Origin of the sequence: Solibacillus sp. FSL H8-0538 (genome assembly GCF_038003525.1) — a bacterium.
Taxonomy (GTDB): Bacteria; Bacillota; Bacilli; order Bacillales_A; family Planococcaceae; genus JBBOPI01.
Window position 1 is genome coordinate 173,994 of sequence record NZ_JBBOPI010000002.1, and the last position, 17,591, is coordinate 191,584.

A 17,591-nucleotide genomic window follows, 5' to 3' on the forward strand; every position below is an offset into this window, starting at 1 on the left:
TTCTTCAGTATGTCTGATTTGTTTGAGTGGTTGGGTTATAGTATCTAAACGTTTCGAGATGGGGGATTTCCGTAAGCTTGATGAAAATTTTTTCATAAGTGTAAAAAAATTTTCATAATGTCGTTTTTTTTGCATATATATATATCAAAACAAGATGCAAGAAATAAGGAGGGAAAAATATGAAATTTATGACAGCAGAACCATTTCGAATAAAGATGGTAGAGAGAATAAAGAAGACTACTAAGGAGGAACGCCAAGGGTGGTTAAAGGAGGCAAACTACAATGCGTTTAAAATAAAGGCTGAAAATGTATATATTGATTGTTTAACAGACAGTGGAACATCTGCCATGAGTAGCGAGCAGTGGTCCGCATTAATGTTGGGAGACGAATCTTACGCTGGAAGTAAAAGTTTTTACAAATTAGAAGAGTCTGTTCAAGATATATTTGGTATGCCATATGTACAGCCAACTCACCAGGGAAGAGCTGCGGATTATATAATGGCCAAGTTGTATGCCAAAGAAGGAAAATATGCAATTGGTAATATGCATTTTGATACGTTTAGAGGGAATGCAGAAGTATTAGGGGCAATTCCAGTTGACTATGTGATTGACGAAGGGAAAGATACTGCAAGTGCTGCTCACCCATTTAAAGGAAACATCGATATTAATAAAATAGAAAATTTAATTGAAGAAAAAGGAAGCGAGCAAATTTCGGTTGTCATTATAACGGTTACTTGTAATAACAACGGTGGACAGCCCGTTTCCATGCAAAATATTAGAGAAGTGAGTGCATTAGCAGGAAGATATAATATTCCTGTTGTAATAGATAGTGCGCGTTTAGCAGAGAACGCTTACTTTATTCAACAAAGAGAAGATGGATATAAAAATAAGTCAATTAAAGAGATTACAAGGGAAATGTTTTCGTATTGTGAGACGGCTACAATGAGTTCAAAAAAAGATGGTCTAGTTAATATTGGGGGTCTCTTTGTTACAAGGGATGAAGAAGTTCTTCAAATGGCACAGCAATTAGCGATTGTACATGAAGGATTTATCACATATGGCGGATTAACAGGGCGAGATTTAGAGGCGCTTGCAGTTGGGTTGCAAGAGGGATGCGATCAGCAATATTTAGAGTATCGTATTAACCAGGTGAAATACCTTGGAGATCGGCTTGAAGAAAAGGGTGTTCCTATTGTAAAACCAACTGGAGGACACGGAGTTTATGTTGATGGTAGAAGGTTTTTCCCGCATATTCCACAACACGAATTTCCTTCTCAACGTCTCGTTGTAGCTCTTTATGAAGAAGCCGGAGTTCGTGCTGTCGAATTAGGTGCGTGTGCATTTGGCTCAAAAGATCCCGTTACTCAAGAACCTATATGGCCTGACGTAGAAACGATGAGAATAGGTATCTCAAGAAGAGTATATACAAATAGTCATATGGATGTTATAGCTAATGCTTTAGGTGAGATATACAAAAATCGAAATGAATATAAAGGAATGAAACTTGTATATGAAGGACCAATTACGTCTTTAAGACACTTTACTGCTGGATTTGAATTACTTTGAATTTGATTTAAGTTAGAAATACTTTTTGCTATGAAGTCCCCAAAACAATGGAGGTGCTAAATGAAAAATGGCGAAAGAGAACAATGGTCATCCAGTTTAGGGTTTATATTAGCATCAGTAGGTGGCGCAGTCGGATTAGGGGCGGTTTGGAAGTTCCCTTATACGGTTGGCCAATATGGAGGAGCAGCCTTCTTTATCGTATTTTTAGTCGTGCTTTTACTGATTGCCACACCCATTTTAATGATTGAATTTGGGATTGGTAGAAAGACAAAATTAAATTATACCGGTGCTCTGAAGGTACTATTCCCGCAGAAAAAGTGGTATCTATTTGGAATAGTAGGACTGATAGTTTTAATAATTGTATTATCTTTCTATATGGGTGTGTCTGGTTGGACAATTGCTTACTTATTTAAATCCTTATTTGGATCATACTCTGGAAATTCACCGGATTTGATAGCCAATGATTTTGGAAACTTTTTAAATTCCCCTCTGGAACTATTATTTTGGATGTTTGTAATGGCGGTGCTAACAGGGGTCGTTGTATATAAAGGAATCCAAAAAGGCATAGAAAAAGTTTGTAAAGTCTTAATGCCACTTTTATTCATAATGATTATTATCTTATGCATAAGAGCAATCACATTACCAGGAGCGCAAGCTGGACTTGAATTTTATTTAAAACCAGACTTCCGTGCACTCACTTTTGAGGGCATTCTTGCAGCAATCGGATTAGCCTTCTTTACGTTAGGTGTGGGGGCTGGAAACCTTGTTATATATGGAAGTTATCTTGATAATAAAAGGACTATTGCTAGTAATACCTTTATTATCGTAATTGCAGATGCTTTAATTGCAGTTATGATGGGGTTCATTATTTTCCCGGCTGTTTTTGCTTATGGAGTTGAACCTAGCGCTGGTCCACCGTTAGTATTTATCACATTGCCTATTATTTTTGCTCAAATGAAATTCGGTATGCTGTTTGCTGTTATTTTTTATTTGCTTCTAATTTTTGCATGTTTAACTTCAACAATCGCCATATTGGAAGCTATCGTAGGCTACTTCGTTGATGAATGGAAATGGAGTAGATTAAAAACTGTTTTAATAACGTTAACGGGTATATATGTTATAGGTGTATTCCAAATGTTATCTTTTGGCCCTCTGGCGGACTTTACTATCTTCGGGAAGACGATATTTGAGTTCTCGGACTATTTAGTATCTAACATCTTGTTACCTGGTGGGGGTCTCGCTTTACTTGTATTTGCTGGTTGGCTGCTAAAACCGAAGATGTTACTTGATGAAATAAACACTGGAAATGGTCTTAAAGTAAATCATTACTATACGATAACAGTGAGGTATCTTGCACCAATAGCCTTAGCGATTGTTTACTTACAATTATTGGGGATATTGAAACTTTAGGAGACACATTTAACTTCATTGTAGTTCAGAAAAAAGAAATGGAAGGGTGAGCCAATGGATTTATTAAACTATGTACCATTTGTTGGATTTTTAGCGCATTTTCTAGGACCAGATGTAGAAATAAGATTAAGTGATGCAGAGAAAGAAGAAGTAGTATATGCGCACCCTTCTGATATTTCGAAAGGAAGTTCTATTCTTGAAATTGAAAAGAGATTTATTGAGGAAGAACGTTATAAGGAACGAGATTCAGTGATTGATTATAGAGCTCTTTCAGTTGATGGAAAAAAGCTGAAGTCTGCAACTCATTTTATTAAAAATCATAATAATCAACTATTAGGACTCTTAACCATTAACTATCCCGTTGATGAACTAATTGAATTTCGGAATATGTTAAATAATTTAATTAGTGGGTATAGAACTAAAGAAGAAAATTACTTTGAAAGTGTTACTTTATCTGTTGAGGAGTTAATGACAAATACGATTCAAGATGCTGTAAATAAGTTCAAAGTCCCGGCAAGTCGGCTTTCTTATGAAGAAAAGATGAAGCTTATTCAAACCTTAGATGAAAAAGGTACGTTTTTAATAAAAGGATCAGTTACAGAATTAGCAAAGATACTAAACACTTCTGAAACGACTGTATATCGTTATATAAATAAATTGTAATATTATTTTAAAAACAGAGCCAACTTCGATTGAATTTCAATCAGAATTGGCTCAGTTTCTATCTAACCAGACGTTCATGATATTCATGCAGTGCCTGAGTCAATTGCTCTGAGAAATGCTCCTCGATATAGGCAGCAATGTACTGTTTCTTTTCGATTTCAATACGCGCAGAATTGAAAAGTTTTCCGAAGAGTTGCCATCCTTTTGTTGCTGCGTATTGCGTTAGGGCTTCATTTTCAAGGCGGTTTAAGACACTTTGCTCAATGTGTTTTTCTCTGATTTTGATGGCGATGTCCGCATTATTTGATATGAGGATTTCCTCTACTTTTTCGGCTAGTTCCTGATTTTTCTGTTCCAATTGTTCCGTTATCGATTGAAGCTTTTCAATTTCTTGCGAAGATTCGGAAGGAAGTGCTTTGATTTTTTGTTGGAGAAAGTCCTCGTTTAAAGTGAGCTTCATTTCCTCGGTTTCTTCATCTTGATCCATTTGAAATAAACCAGTGTGCATGATTTGTGCGAGCGCTTGGCTTAGGGTATCTAAACGTTTGTCATAAGTCGTGTCGGGTAAGTTTTCTTGAGCCGGTACTTGTTTGATGATATGACCATCTTCATTAATCCGTAAAAGTTGTTTTAATCCTTTCACACGATACTCATCTTTTAATAGCAGAAGCATGCGTAGCTTCAAAATCGCTTTGAAGTCTAAGCGAATAACGGTTGCTATTGTTGGATTTGATGCTTGTCCATCGAATAGGTATTCTTCAAATGGTTTAATGTAGTAACGTCGGTAACGTTAAACCAGCTTGCGACTTCGGGTGTTGAGTAGTACTACTTCTCAATCAACTCATCTAAATACGCCTCTGATAAAAAATGCTGCTCTGCTGGTGTTGCCTGGATTACTTGATATAATGGATCATTCGCGAGTACCTCTTGTATACGCTTCTCTATTGAAATCGTTTGTAAGCCCGTAATCAAATAACGCATATATATGACTGGCACCTCCCGGTACGATAGATATATCAAATAAGGGAGGTGTTTTCTATGCCAACAACTAAACTAACAATTGTCCCCGTGACGCTAGCCCCTATCATTGACGAATCTTCATTTACAAATTCACCGCAATTCCATTCTGATCCAAGTTGCGTAATTAAAACAGCTACCGCAGAAATCTCTTTCTTTAATGGCGTAGATGAGCACATCATCCAAACGATCATGAAGGAGCTGAATAATCAATGAAGCATGATTTTACGAGCGTACAAAACATTGAACTGATATAACAGTGTTTTGAGCTTTTTTGTGTTTAACCAAACTTTGATTTGGGAACGTTATTTAGGTTTATTTTGTATACTTTATAAATCCTTGTTGAACTAAAGCACCCGTTAGTTTAAGTACATTTCTTCACAAACTAAAAAAATAGAAAGTAACAAAGAATCGTACTTTCATTTATATTAACATTACTTATTTGATTTCCTCAGCCAACTCCAAAATAATTCCCTCTGGACCACGAACGTAGCATAATTTATAACTTTCTTCATATTGCTGTATCTCACTAAAGATTTCCGTACCCTTCTTTTTCAATTTGGCAACAACAGCTTCAATATCTTCAACAGTAAATGCAATATGTCGGATACCCAGTGTATTTGCAAAGGTTTGCTGAATATCTTTTTCATCTGACGGCGAATAAAATTTGATTAGCTCTATCCATGTCTGACCGTCTGGCATTCCCAATCCTACACACGCTACTTTAACGTCATTAAGCCCAACTGCATATCCCATCAACTCTCCTTCCATTTCCCATTCTCCTTTCACCTCAAGTCCAAAATCGAGAAAAAACTCTTTAGCGGCAGAGAGATCATTTACGATTACACCCACATGATCTATTCTTTGGATCTTCAAATTTCATACCTCCTATGTTCCTGTTATTTTGCAATATCCTATATTCTTGATAAGTTTGTTTGTAATTCTAATTCGCTAAAAAACAGAAAATATCCTTGTTCAACAAACTAGCTCGATTGTTGAACACAAGTTAAACAACACTGTTCAACTAACCTGCCCCGTTAGTTGAAGAAAAAAATGTGCCCAAAGCGAGATTTGGGGACATGTTCCTTTAATTAAACCCACCAATCAAATCAATAAATTTTCCAGTATGGGCGTCCATTACAATAGTTGATTCAATTTCTGAAGACTTTATTGTAACTTCCCACTGCATTCTATTCGTTATTTCATTCCAAAGCCCATACTGTTGCTCCAGATATACACTAATATTTTCATCTGTAAGTTCCTCTAAACTATTAAAAGAGATTGAATTTGCCCATTCTTCTGGAGGATTCAGCAAATATTTTTCGGCGTTATTTAGTGCTACGTCTGTGCTAATAACAGGCGACTTATAAAAGTATAAAAAACATATCATTAGAGCAGCGACTAAAATGATTAATATTTTCTTCAAATGTGTACCACCTTACATAAAGTTATTTCTTTATTAATTCTGTAGCGTGGTTTAAGATCCTGCCTTATTACTATACAGGTAAGAATCGTTTCCAAATCGGTGTTTGGGAAGGTTTGAAATGCATTGTCTTATTCTCATTAATCTTATTTAATTATGATTCTCTTTTTAGCTTTTCGATTGGTGTAAATACGACGTTAATCCCTAATTGTTCTGAATCATTTTCTAATTCTTTTAGCGTCAGTGGACCTTTTACTTCATTTTCATCTATTTCGATGACCCAATAAGAATAATCATCATCGGTAGGATTTTGTGGAGGTTCTTCAACACCTCGTTCGTTTGTCTTTAAGTGCAATTGTTTTGCGATAATATACTGTTTATCCCACCATACAGCAGTCACTTCAGCTGGTACATATAAATGGTTGAATATATTTTCCTTGCTATCATTTACTGCTTCTTCTCCGTAAATTTGAATTTGATGAGCCGAAAGTCTATCAATTCGATAACCATTATCCAATGAAATTGTATAATCTGCTAATCCTGCACATCCTGATAAAATAAAACAGGATACTATCAGTAAAATTAAATGTTTCAACGGTGTCCCTCCAGTAAAAGCGTTAATTAATAGCCCTTTATTTTAATACGCTTCCAATGGAAATAAGTTCCTTTTGTTTACGAGAGGGAATGAAAAATATTAGATTAACAAGTTTTTATTATGGCTGAAAAGCTCCCAAACCCTCGTTTGGGGAAGTTTTTTGCGTCTTAACGTTGTAAATCCGCATAAATCTGACATTAGTGAAAGCAGCTTTAAAAAGGAAAAAAGGAGGCGTCAGTTTGACGTCTCCTTTCTCACTTATTAAGTCGCTTTTTTGAATCGCTTTTTAAATCACTTGCTTCAACTAAAAGAAAGCAAACAAATAGGTTCCTTGTGTCATTTTCGCCTTCTATCCTATTCTCCCCTTTTCGAAAATCTAGCCAACTCAATCATGTTAATGAATGAAATGATAAAAAGTAATATTTCAATCTACCTTTAGAATTATTAAATGATCCTAGAATAAATTTTGAAAATGAAGTAGCACCAGCTATTATACGTGCTACTCCCATATTAGCAGAGCTGATTATTAGATGGAGAATTGGATTTAAAAGGCGCATTTAGCAGATTTTGAAATGGCTTTCGGTGGTTGAATCGATAAACCTACTTTTTGTAAATTCTTTCACCATTTATGTAAGAAAATAACGGTATAATTGTATCGATCAACATGGGTATATAGAGGCGTAAAAAACGTAATAGTAAAAAGGAGATCTAGTTATGGCTATCTTAAAAGAGTACTTTGGTCATTCTGGTTGTGAAGTCGAAATAAATTTAACATTAGTTAATAATTCGAGTGTGAAATTTAATATTTATTTCCGGTCCGGCAAAAGTTTTCCTGATGTTCATTCAGAAATTCTTTGTATGAAATGCGATTTTTTAAAACTGGTAGATGATTTGAAACAAATTGATATTATGCATCTAAGTATGTTAGAACCTCATGATCCAGGATTGTGTATTTATCATATTCCTCAATTTGGTACTTATTATTACCCTGGATATGGTGTTCATCAATTACCTGAACATGAAAGAGAAGAAAGAGAACTTTACTATAAATTAATTTTTGTGTTAGATGCAGGTGAGAGAAATAATAAAAGTGCAACAGAATCTGGTCCCGCATTATGTCTAATCGTAAAAATGGAACAAATTAATGAATTCGTAAACAGTTTAAAGTCTGAGGTAAATAGTTTTTGACAAGCGTCGCACTAAAAAGGCCAATCATCTCTTGTTATATTTAAACAAAGGCTAACACAAAAAACATACATACTAGTTATTTGAGGTGGGAAAGGTTCCCCACGCGCTCCCTATACTGTAGGTACCAAAGATCAAGATTCCCACCCTGCTAATAACTGTTAATCAACGAACCCCCACTTTACTTTTGAAGTTGTGAGTCTTTTTCTTGTCTTAAATCAAATTCTTGCTCTAATAAGGAATACATAAATAAATTATCAAATTTCCCATTTGTGTATTCATAGTTTCTCAAAAGTCCTTCTCTTACAAATCCCTGTCTTTCGAACAACTTTTGTGACGATAGATTTAGTGGTTCAATTAATGCTTCAATCCTTTGTAAGTTCATTTTTTCAAAGCCATATGTAACCACCGCTTCAATAGCCTCACTTGCTATCCCTTTTCCCCAATAGTCTTTGCTTAGTTCAATGCCAATTTCTGAACGAAAATGCTTTGAAGCCATATTGAGGAACCCGCAACTCCCGATCATCTCGCCCTGCTGCTTTAACGTAATTCCCCACCTGATGCCCGTTTTCTTTTCAACTATTGATTCATACCATGAAATTTCATCTAACGCCTCATTCACTGTTTTAAATGGCGCTAGACCAATGTGTTTCGTTACTTCTTCCTGAGATAAATACGTCAACATACTTTTGGCATCCTCTTTCGTCACCTGTCTTAAAACCAATCGTTCTGTTTCAAGAATCGGAAATGAATTGACTTCTATCACAATTTATCTCTCCTTTTTATTTTATGCGATTTTTAACTTTGAAAAATGAACCATTGATTTAGTAGCGGTGTTCGAGTATTTTAGGCCCTTTACTATAATCAGTACGTGATAAAATGATCTCCAAAAATAAATCAAGCGGAATTGTAAAATCACCAAATCGATGATACGACATATCCAAAAATATGTGCAAAATACATAAGATATCGCTTGCTGACGCTTATTACCGAATAAGTCGTATAGCGATTTGCTCGATCTTGCACATCCTGCATAAAAAAATGCAGCGATATAAAACGAAACGCCGACAGATTCGAACGATTAAGAATTTATAACATTAGAAAGACACAACTCGCCCAAAACAGGGCGAGTTGATGTCCTTACTTATGTGGTTAAGAAAGTTATACTTTTTTAACCACTGAAAAAAGAATGCGTCTCGTCGCAACAACCGATTTCGGTATTGAGCCTCATAGTAAAAAAAGACTTATCTCGATTCATTTAATGGCTCCCATTAGAGTACGCTTCGCTAAAATTAGTAGAAATGATGAACTTGTCAATCCAAGTATTGATTTACATAAAATCGAAGAAAAAGTCCAAGCACTACAGCATTCAAAAACGAAATACTTCGCTGTTGTGCAGAAAACTTTTCTATTCTTCGCAACTTTAGATGGAAAACCGTTATAGACCGCTCTCTAAATGGACATTTCCCGTGCAATAAACCGCTTGCGCTCCAACTAATATGACTAACTAAAGAAACAAAATAATGTGGTATAAATTCCCTTTTTGATTGTTTATTTTATTATACACGTGAACAATTAGCAAATTGCACAATAGATTGATCGCAACAGCCGATATTGTTTCTACAGGCTGAAATGGAATATAATAGAAAAGAAACGGCATGCTTTAGGCGTTTTCATAGGTCTAGGATGATGCCATTTACATGGGAGAACAAAGAGGAAAGGCGTACTAAGGGGAATTATGCGTATTAGGTAACCAGGTAACATTGAAATCGAGTTGTCGGGGATGGTGCTGGGACGGTCGTTGTAATGGCCGAAAGATGAAAATAGAGATTTTATTACATTGAAACTTTTTATGCTAGGCATCAGCAAATATAATTATTTCCATATTATTCTTGTATTCTTTTAAGTTTATATTGCATAATATATTCATGTATTAGAGATTTATAAGGAGAGGGGTCAAACCATTGAAGACAGTTCGTATTTTATTAGTTTTACTTGTTACTTTTGGTCTTTTTTCTATAACACCTGCTTTTGCAGCAGAAAAAACCATTGATCAATATTACATAGATGATGTAGATTATGGGCATGGGGCATATGAACAATTAGAACGCTTCTTGTATGCAGATATCATAGATGGATATGAAGAAACAGAGGTTTATGAAGAAGATGGAGAAGAATATGAATATACATCTATTCTTTTAAAACCAGAAAATAATATTACCCGTGCACAATTCACAAAAATTTTGGTGAATGCTATGAATTTAACAAGTGGTGAGATCAAAAAATCGTTCCCTGATGTAAATTCTTCAGCTTGGTATTATAACTATGTCCAAATTGCTAGTAGCAGAGAGATTATTACTGGAAAAGAAGATGGAACCTTTAAACCAAATGATAAGATTACACGTGCTCAAATGGCTACTATGATTTATCGTGCATTTAATGAGACGGTGGATTTTTCAACGACAGGAAAAACTTTCAAAGATGTAACTCAAAATAGCTACGCTTATGAAGCAGTTGTAAAAACAGCAGGTGTCGGAATCGTAAATGGTTATGGAGACGAGTTCAAACCGAATAATTCCGCTAAACGTTCCCATGCCGTATTGATGATTGACCGTGCATTACATCTAGAATCTGGAACAGCTGAAGACGAACTTTCAGTGATTCAAACTGTAAATCGTAACGTCACAGAAGAGTTGTCACTATACTCTGAACAACAAAATCTTGAAGCGTTGGAAGCTCTTTATCGCGAAACAACAACGGGTTATTATCTAGCTTATTCACTTGATAACCAGAGTCTACTAGATGACCCTGAATATTCATTTGGTTCCACTACAATCGAACAAGTGGGTGAGCATTCAAGCAGAATTATTTCATTAAATAAGCGTTTTGCAGAAGTTAAAGTAGACAATCTAAAGGTTCATGTTTCCTTTAGTGAACCAGACATGGACATGAAATTTGAAGTGACAGTGGATATATCAGGAACTGCATATTTAAAGAAAACAGACGGCGGAACTTGGAAAATTTATAACATTGTCCATGATGAAGAGGACTATGAAGATACGCTAACTGCAGCTATGGCTGGTAATTAACCTTAAAAAGATTCCCAACTCTACTTTAAAGAGGAGGGAATCTTTTTTTCTAAATTTAGATATAAAAACGAATGGAACAAAATAGATATGAACTGAACCCCGAGTAAGTCCATTTTTTTTAAAGTGTCCACTATTCGGGGTTCAGCTCAGAGTTGCTTTTTTTTCTCCTCTTTTTCAAGAAAACTAGCATAAAACCGCCCACAATAGGAAAGAAAAAAATAGAGAAGAAATTTTGAGCGTAGCATAGAGTAGAAAAGAATAGAAAAAATTGGCGCAGAATAGGCGAGGGTAGGGTATAGAACAGACGATTTCAATAGAGGAGCGTATACAAGAGGTACTTGCGAAGGATCCCTTATTTCAAGTCATTCAGGAAACAACAGCTGAGCAGCATAGGACTAATAACAGATGACGGCTATTGTACACAGCCAAGAGCATATTGTGCATATTGGCAAACTTATTCCTACAAAGGTAACCTAAAAAACACGCGATGAGCAATAGTCGATCGCGTGCTACTGATTACTAGTTAACTTGTAAACCAGTTAATTGGTTGTACATTTAGTTGAACATTAATTTGTTTAATTTCTTGGAAGTCGTCTAAACCATATTTCCCTAAGCTACGACCAATACCACTTTGCTTATAGCCACCCCATGGAGCTTCTACGTAAGTTGGGTGGTAATAGTTGATCCAAGTAATACCTGCACGGATTTGCTTGATAACTCGTAATGCTTTTGCACCGTCATTTGAGAATACAGCACCTGCTAAACCGTAATCTGAGTCGTTCGCTAATCGAATAGCTTCTTCCTCAGTGCTAAATTTTTGGATTGTTACCACTGGTCCAAAGATTTCTTCACGTACAATACGCATATCGTTTGTAACATCTATGAAAACAGTCGGTGCGATAAAGAAACCTTTATCTAATCCATTTTCTGTTAATCGGTACCCCCCCGTTGCTAACGTCGCACCTTCTAGTTTACCAATTTCGATGTATTCTAAAATGCTGTTCATTTGTCCTTCGCTTACGATTGCCCCTACATCGATACCTTCTTGTAAACCAGGTCCTACTTTAATATTTTTTGCACGTTCAACATAGCGTGCCACGTACTCATCGTAAATACTTTCTTCGACTAGAATACGGCTACCTGATGAACAAACTTGCCCGCTGCCGAAGAAAATACCGAATAAGCCGTAGTCTACTGCTGTTTCTAAATCTGCATCTGCGAAAACGATATTCGGTGATTTCCCACCAAGCTCTAATGAAATTTTCTTTAAATTACCCGCTGCTGCACGCATAATTTCACGGCCAACTTCTGTACTTCCAGTGAACGATACAAGATCAACATCTTTACTTTCTGCGATTGTTTGACCAACCACTGAACCACGACCCATGACTAAGTTGGCTACCCCTTTTGGAATACCTACTTCTTCCATAATTTCGAATAATTTAGTTGTTGTAATCGGTGTTAATTCTGCTGGTTTGTAGACAATTGAATTCCCTGCAGCTAGTGCTGGTGCAATTTTCCATACACCCATTAATAACGGGAAGTTCCAAGGAACGATTAGCCCCGCAACCCCCACCGGCTCTTTTACGACCATTGATTGCACCGTATCAGGCACTTGGTATGTTTCGCCTTCTGGATGTAAAATTAAACCTGCATAGTAACGGAAGCAAGTTGCTGCGTCGGCAATATCAAATGCTGCTTCGTCTTTACGCTTGCCGTTATCCATTGTTTCAAGCACTGTAAGCTCTTCAGCACGTTCATCGATTTTGTCTGCAATTGCATTTAGGATCGCTGCACGCTCATGTGTTGTTTTGCTTGACCAAATCCCTGAATCGAATGCTACACGTGCTGCCCGAATTGCCTCTTCTGTTTCTTCCTTACTTGAACGCGGTGCATATGCGATGATTTCTTGGTTTGCTGGATTGATGACAACGTTTACATCTTCTGAAGAAGTTGAACGCCACTCTCCGTTAATATAGTTTTTAAGCTTTAGCACTTGTGTTAATGTTTTCATTTACAATTCCCCCTTATTTCCCTTTATATTTTGATTGCAATCCTGTCAGATTTTGCACGTGAGCAGCATGGTAAAATGGCTTTACGCTTAACTCGATCTTCATCCTTTAAGAAAAAGTCTCGGTGATCCACTTCTCCCTCGGCTACCTCTAGCTCACAGCTACCACAGCCACCAATTTTACATGCATGTGGTGCGTCAATGCCGGCCTTTAGCAATGTGTCCAACAGTGTATCTTCTTCGCTCACATAAAGCGTTTTATTGCTCTCTGTTAGCTCCACGGTAAATGGTTTCCTTTGCTTTGCATTATCCGTAGAATTTGAAAAAATTTCAAAATGAATCGAATGCTCCGGATAGCCGTAGCTACCTGCCACCTCGCGATACTCTTTTACCATCTCAATCGGTCCACAGAAATAGACATGAGAACCGACGCGATGTTGTTGCATTATGTCTGGCGTCATACGATTTGGCTCTTCCATACGTGTAAAATAGAACGTACAATAATCGCCATATTCCGTTTTTAACAGCTCATAGAAGGCACATTCCTCCGGTGTACGTGCTGTGTAGTGTAGTTCAAACGTTTGCCAATCCTCTAAATCTTGTATAATCGTTAAAAATGGTGTAATGCCAATCCCAGCTGCATACAGTACATGATGCTTTGCGAGGAAACTTGGGGAAAAATGATTACGCGGGAAACTAATTTCAAGTGTATCCCCGACGTGCACTTGCTCATGCCAATAGCGTGATCCCCCACGCGATTGTTCATCTTTACGAATCGCAATCTCATAGTAGTTGCGCTCTGTTGGCGGACTAATAAGTGAATAGCTTCGCTCAAGCACATCATTTTGCCCTTCTATAAATGTTTTAATGTGTGCGCCACCTCGAAAACTTGGTAGCAGGAACCCGTCGATTGATACTAAGCGGAAACGTTTTACATAAGCCGTTTCCTGAACAATTTTTTCAACGCGTACTGGAATATTACCTGCTACTCTCATATGACTAAACCTCCTACTTTTTGCTGTTGTTCAACTGGCACAAAGGGATATCCAATATATCCTTTTCGTATCTTTGAATAGTAAGGTCCTACCTCTAAGTGTGCACCACAACAGCATTGTACTGGTGATGTAAAGGGAATTTCTGATGTGTTATAGCACTTCATACAGTACATAGAACGCTTTTTGCCCGATGTGACATATGTTTGAATCTCGCTTTCGCTCAGCCCTTCCAATGTACATAAATCAAATAACTTTACGGCTATATCCCAACTAGCCGCTATATAAAACTGCGTACCCATCGTTTGTTTGACAATAAATTGGCGAATAACGTCTTCTTGCTCAATATCACGTACTTCATAGGTCGCAATCGACGTACATTCAGGATGAACTTGAATTGCTCCTGCCTGCTCTTTACCCGACCGATCGAACAAAACTGCGATTTTACGACGATTAGATTCTATTGTGAATTCTTCGACAATTGTTGGTGACTTATCGAACAAAACTGGCCTATTATACATAGTACCCCCTCCATTACATATCTTTTTTTATGCGCTCTGCTTCACGACGTAAATACTCAATAGATTGTGATAGAAATGGCGCAATGCCTTTATATTCCGCCATTGCTGGTGGGATATCTTGTAGTACGCTATATGTTAAGTCAAACCATTCTTGGCGCAACTTTAAATCTTCTAATGGTAAAAACTGTGTATTTAGGACGAATAAGATCGAGTTACTACGAGGCATACGATAGAACTTTTGTTCCTCTACCCGTAAGCGTACAAGTTCTCCCGCATTTTCTGAAGTTATGAGATTACGTTGTGGCTCCCAAATATCCATAGTTTCATAGTTTACGTCCCAACGATCAGCCATTAAGTTCCAGTTAATACGCGTCCATGGTTCACCTGGCTCAATGGCTAATAAAAACTTACGAATACGCTCTACTAATTGATCGCCCTTTCGTGAAACGAATGGAACCGGTGCATGAATTTCATCAAACGACATTCCAGCGTTCCAGTTTGCTGAAAAGAGCGCCGCATAGGATACTTGACCAACCTCTAAAAAAAAGTTTTTATCGCGGTGCACCATCATAACAAAGTCATTGTGGAAGTGACGCCCGATAAAGTTTAGTGGTGCTTGCGGAATTGTCGAAGAATCCCCAAATACAAACGTAAACTCTTCACCGAAAATATTGTTGCGGAATATCCAATTATTCCCGTCTTTATCTACGTCGAAATGCTCAGGATAACGTTCAACTGCCATATCAACAAGCATCTCAAGTACTTCCCACTGCATATAATGCGTATTCTCCAGCTGTTGAAAGCGGACCTCTGGCTGCTCATCTAACAAGCGACGTTTCGTACGAACTTGCAACTCATACTCTGGGGTCACCTCGATGCAATTCAGGTTTTGAAGACGTTTTAAATCATTGGAATACCGGTAATTATCCGATGTAAATGGGAATGGAAATGTATCCAAATCCGTTGTTTTAAAATCTAATCCCTGTGTGAACATGAGTGAATCCTCCTCTAGTTTAAAATGCATTATCCTGTGAGATAACTGGTGCTGGTGTTGTAGCATGGTCCACTTCATATCGGAAAATAAATTTTGCTGAAACATAGTACACTATGAGTGCAACAAAGTAGGTTGGAATTCCAGCTGAAGTATATAGGAACAGCGTGCTAGACTCCGATGTAAGTGGGTTGTAAAGTCCCCAGTAAACGAAAATACTTGCTAAAATTGCTAAAATCGCCGATGGGTTAATCCCCTTCCAATACTTATAAGCACCGTCTGTATCATACAGCTGACGCAAAGAAATTTTCTGTTTCTTGACAAAGAAGTAATCCGCGATGATAATACCACCAAGACTTGCCATAATAAATGAAATGACAGCCATGAATGAGTTGAATGCATTATAGAATGCCGGACTCAATAATAGAAGAATCGTTGGGAGTGTTGTCCCCATCGAAAATAACCAAGAACGTTTAGGAAACATTGTTTTAAAGCTAATTGCTTGTGAATACATAAGGAAAATAACAGCCCCAATATTCGCTACAATAAGCATTAATAATCCGATTAAGCCACCCCATGTACCAGCAAGCGCCATCATCCAACTCGCCGGATCCAATGTCCCAACAATTAATGTGGCAAGCGCACCAATAATAGCAGCTAAGCAAACGATAATGCCATAGCTATAAAAACTCGCCTTATATGCGCTGGATTCACGCTTTGCAAGACGTGCATATTGCCCTAAATACGGCAACCATGAGAAGCCAGTACCAATGTTAATTTCTAATGCGGTCATAAACGACTGTGATTTTATATCAAATGGCTCAGCAGGTAAAAGGGAGCTGAGCGCTGGCACATTTGGAGCAAATAGAATTATTACAAGTAAGCCCAGTAAAAATAATAGGAATGCTGGCACTGCAACTAAATTGAATTTCCGAATCGCCATGGGTCCTTTAATCGTGACCATAAAGGCAACGAAAAATAACGCAATTGCAAAGAACGGTGCACCTGTTGTCACACTTGTAAAGAACGCTGGCAATTCGAGCCAAATGGCAATTTCCATTACAGCCTGACCTGTTATAAACATTGCAACTGACATATATCCAAGGGTTAGAATTAAGAAAATACCGAAGAAAATGGTTGAACCTACATATCCAAGTGCGCTACGGAATCCAACAAACGTATCAATTCCATACCTTGCAAAAAACAATGCAATGGGTGCAATTAAAACATCGGAAATGCATTTCCAAACAAAATGGCTACAATAGACTCATCAGCCTCAAGCATGCTCCCCGCATACGCTCCCGTAAGTAATCCAAATGCTGACAAACCAATTACCACTTGTACAAGCATTAAATCCCAGAAATTAAAAATTCGTTCTTTTTTATCTGTCGGCAAAAATCCAGAAGCAATATCACGTGATACAGCGGAAATTTCCTTTGGCATTTAATCTCTCCCTCTTGGCAATTTCATTTTTAATGCCTATCAAAAGATTGTTACAATTAAAGCAACTATAATACCAATTACCACAAGGCTCATCCCAAATGCATCTCTCATTTTGCATGATTTTCTTGATCATCTTCATTTTGTTCATAGTGCTGAATACGAGTTTCAAGTTCCGTATACGTTTCACGAGTAAGAGAATCTGTTGATTGTAAATTTTTGTTGTATTGTGAAGTTGAGCTCATTCCCACACCTCCTTGTTTTTCTTTTTCTTTTCTTACCTATTCCATAAGCAATTTACATGCCAAAAGGAAAGGAATCCTCCTATTTTCCGAATTTTCAAATAAATAAATTTACTATAATATTTCTAGGAACGTAAAAAACGTTTATTTTCACTTAATTTTCTTATCTATACACAAAAAAATAAATGAATATTAAAAAGGGTCTTTACCAAAACATGTTCTTTACTTTAAAAGAAAGTGTACTACTTTATAGGCACATGGAACGGAAGGCGGCGACTCCTGCGGGAAAAGCGTGAGCCTTGAGACCCCGCACGAAGCGTTTAGGAACGAAGGCTAAGAACGCCACGTCCTGTGGCAACGCCTTCGTGACCAACATCGTGTTGGCCCGAGGAGGCTCAAGCCACGCCCGCGGAAAGCGACCGCCTGGAGTGGAATGTGCTGTCAAGT

Annotated in this window: 19 protein-coding genes; 6 read left to right on the plus strand and 13 right to left on the minus strand. The window is 37.3% G+C overall.

Translation table 11 applies throughout. From position 1 onward, the window contains the following. The first annotated feature begins 179 nt into the window (after positions 1-179). The 3 genes from MHH87_RS18735 to MHH87_RS18745 are packed head-to-tail and all read left to right on the plus strand — an operon-like array spanning position 180 to position 3,638. Positions 180-1,565 (plus strand): tryptophanase, encoded by a 1,386-nt coding sequence (locus MHH87_RS18735; protein ID WP_340751384.1) that lies wholly within the window; start codon positions 180-182, stop codon positions 1,563-1,565. 60 nt (positions 1,566-1,625) lie between these two features. Continuing rightward, positions 1,626-2,975, plus strand: a complete 1,350-nt coding sequence (locus MHH87_RS18740) for a sodium-dependent transporter (RefSeq protein ID WP_340751385.1) — start codon at positions 1,626-1,628, stop codon at positions 2,973-2,975. Positions 2,976-3,029: 54 nt separating this feature from the next. Next, positions 3,030-3,638, plus strand: coding sequence for a helix-turn-helix transcriptional regulator (locus tag MHH87_RS18745; RefSeq protein ID WP_340751388.1), 609 nt, complete (start codon positions 3,030-3,032; stop codon positions 3,636-3,638). 58 nt (positions 3,639-3,696) lie between these two features. Here MHH87_RS18745 and MHH87_RS18750 read toward each other — a convergent pair whose 3' ends face one another. Beyond that, the gene (locus MHH87_RS18750; protein WP_340751389.1) at positions 3,697-4,281 is read right to left on the minus strand and encodes a hypothetical protein; all 585 of its coding nucleotides are present in this window, start codon (positions 4,279-4,281) and stop codon (positions 3,697-3,699) included. A 182-nt stretch (positions 4,282-4,463) separates the two neighbouring features. After that, positions 4,464-4,619 carry a hypothetical protein gene (locus MHH87_RS18755; RefSeq protein ID WP_340751392.1) on the minus strand — a complete coding sequence of 52 codons (156 nt, stop codon included), beginning with the start codon at positions 4,617-4,619 and terminating at the stop codon, positions 4,464-4,466. Positions 4,620-4,676: 57 nt separating this feature from the next. On the opposite strand from MHH87_RS18755, the gene MHH87_RS18760 reads away from it, so the two are divergent. After that, entirely contained in the window at positions 4,677-4,871 is a 195-nt protein-coding gene (locus MHH87_RS18760) for a hypothetical protein (protein WP_340751394.1), read from the plus strand. Positions 4,872-5,093: 222 nt separating this feature from the next. On the opposite strand, the gene MHH87_RS18765 is transcribed toward MHH87_RS18760, so the two are convergent. The 3 genes from MHH87_RS18765 to MHH87_RS18775 all read right to left on the minus strand — a co-directional run bounded on the left by MHH87_RS18765 (position 5,094) and on the right by MHH87_RS18775 (position 6,673). Then, on the minus strand, positions 5,094-5,531 hold the full coding sequence (locus MHH87_RS18765; RefSeq protein WP_340751396.1) for a VOC family protein: 438 nt from the start codon (positions 5,529-5,531) through the stop codon (positions 5,094-5,096). Positions 5,532-5,742: 211 nt separating this feature from the next. Then, entirely contained in the window at positions 5,743-6,081 is a 339-nt protein-coding gene (locus MHH87_RS18770) for a hypothetical protein (protein ID WP_340751398.1), read from the minus strand. A 151-nt stretch (positions 6,082-6,232) separates the two neighbouring features. After that, the gene (locus MHH87_RS18775; protein ID WP_340751399.1) at positions 6,233-6,673 is read right to left on the minus strand and encodes a DUF3997 domain-containing protein; all 441 of its coding nucleotides are present in this window, start codon (positions 6,671-6,673) and stop codon (positions 6,233-6,235) included. 714 nt (positions 6,674-7,387) lie between these two features. Between MHH87_RS18775 and MHH87_RS18780 the strand changes: the two genes are divergently transcribed. Further along, positions 7,388-7,861, plus strand: a complete 474-nt coding sequence (locus tag MHH87_RS18780; protein WP_340751402.1) for a hypothetical protein — start codon at positions 7,388-7,390, stop codon at positions 7,859-7,861. Between the two features lie 178 nt (positions 7,862-8,039). Here the strand turns inward: MHH87_RS18780 and MHH87_RS18785 are convergent, their stop codons facing one another. Continuing rightward, positions 8,040-8,627, minus strand: a complete 588-nt coding sequence (locus tag MHH87_RS18785) for a GNAT family N-acetyltransferase (RefSeq protein WP_340751428.1) — start codon at positions 8,625-8,627, stop codon at positions 8,040-8,042. Positions 8,628-9,822: 1,195 nt separating this feature from the next. Here MHH87_RS18785 and MHH87_RS18790 point away from each other — a divergent pair. After that, on the plus strand, positions 9,823-10,947 hold the full coding sequence (locus tag MHH87_RS18790) for an S-layer homology domain-containing protein (protein WP_340751405.1): 1,125 nt from the start codon (positions 9,823-9,825) through the stop codon (positions 10,945-10,947). 523 nt (positions 10,948-11,470) lie between these two features. On the opposite strand, the gene MHH87_RS18795 is transcribed toward MHH87_RS18790, so the two are convergent. From MHH87_RS18795 to MHH87_RS18825, 7 genes are all read right to left on the minus strand, one after another. Further along, entirely contained in the window at positions 11,471-12,943 is a 1,473-nt protein-coding gene (locus MHH87_RS18795) for an aldehyde dehydrogenase family protein (protein ID WP_340751430.1), read from the minus strand. A gap of 41 nt (positions 12,944-12,984) precedes the next feature. Next, positions 12,985-13,953: a PDR/VanB family oxidoreductase gene (locus tag MHH87_RS18800; protein WP_340751407.1), complete on the minus strand. Its 969-nt coding sequence runs from the start codon at positions 13,951-13,953 to the stop codon at positions 12,985-12,987. Continuing rightward, positions 13,950-14,471: a hypothetical protein gene (locus MHH87_RS18805; protein ID WP_340751409.1), complete on the minus strand. Its 522-nt coding sequence runs from the start codon at positions 14,469-14,471 to the stop codon at positions 13,950-13,952. The genes MHH87_RS18800 and MHH87_RS18805 overlap by 4 nt, the downstream gene beginning before the upstream one ends. A 13-nt stretch (positions 14,472-14,484) precedes the next feature. Then, complete coding sequence (locus MHH87_RS18810; protein ID WP_340751411.1) at positions 14,485-15,465, minus strand: heme-dependent oxidative N-demethylase family protein; 981 nt, start codon at positions 15,463-15,465, stop codon at positions 14,485-14,487. A gap of 19 nt (positions 15,466-15,484) precedes the next feature. After that, positions 15,485-16,669, minus strand: coding sequence for a cytosine permease (locus tag MHH87_RS18815; RefSeq protein ID WP_340751413.1), 1,185 nt, complete (start codon positions 16,667-16,669; stop codon positions 15,485-15,487). Between the two features lie 14 nt (positions 16,670-16,683). After that, positions 16,684-16,905, minus strand: a complete 222-nt coding sequence (locus tag MHH87_RS18820; RefSeq protein WP_340751415.1) for a hypothetical protein — start codon at positions 16,903-16,905, stop codon at positions 16,684-16,686. Positions 16,906-17,012: 107 nt separating this feature from the next. Further along, complete coding sequence (locus MHH87_RS18825) at positions 17,013-17,147, minus strand: hypothetical protein (RefSeq protein ID WP_340751416.1); 135 nt, start codon at positions 17,145-17,147, stop codon at positions 17,013-17,015. Positions 17,148-17,591 lie beyond the last annotated feature (444 nt).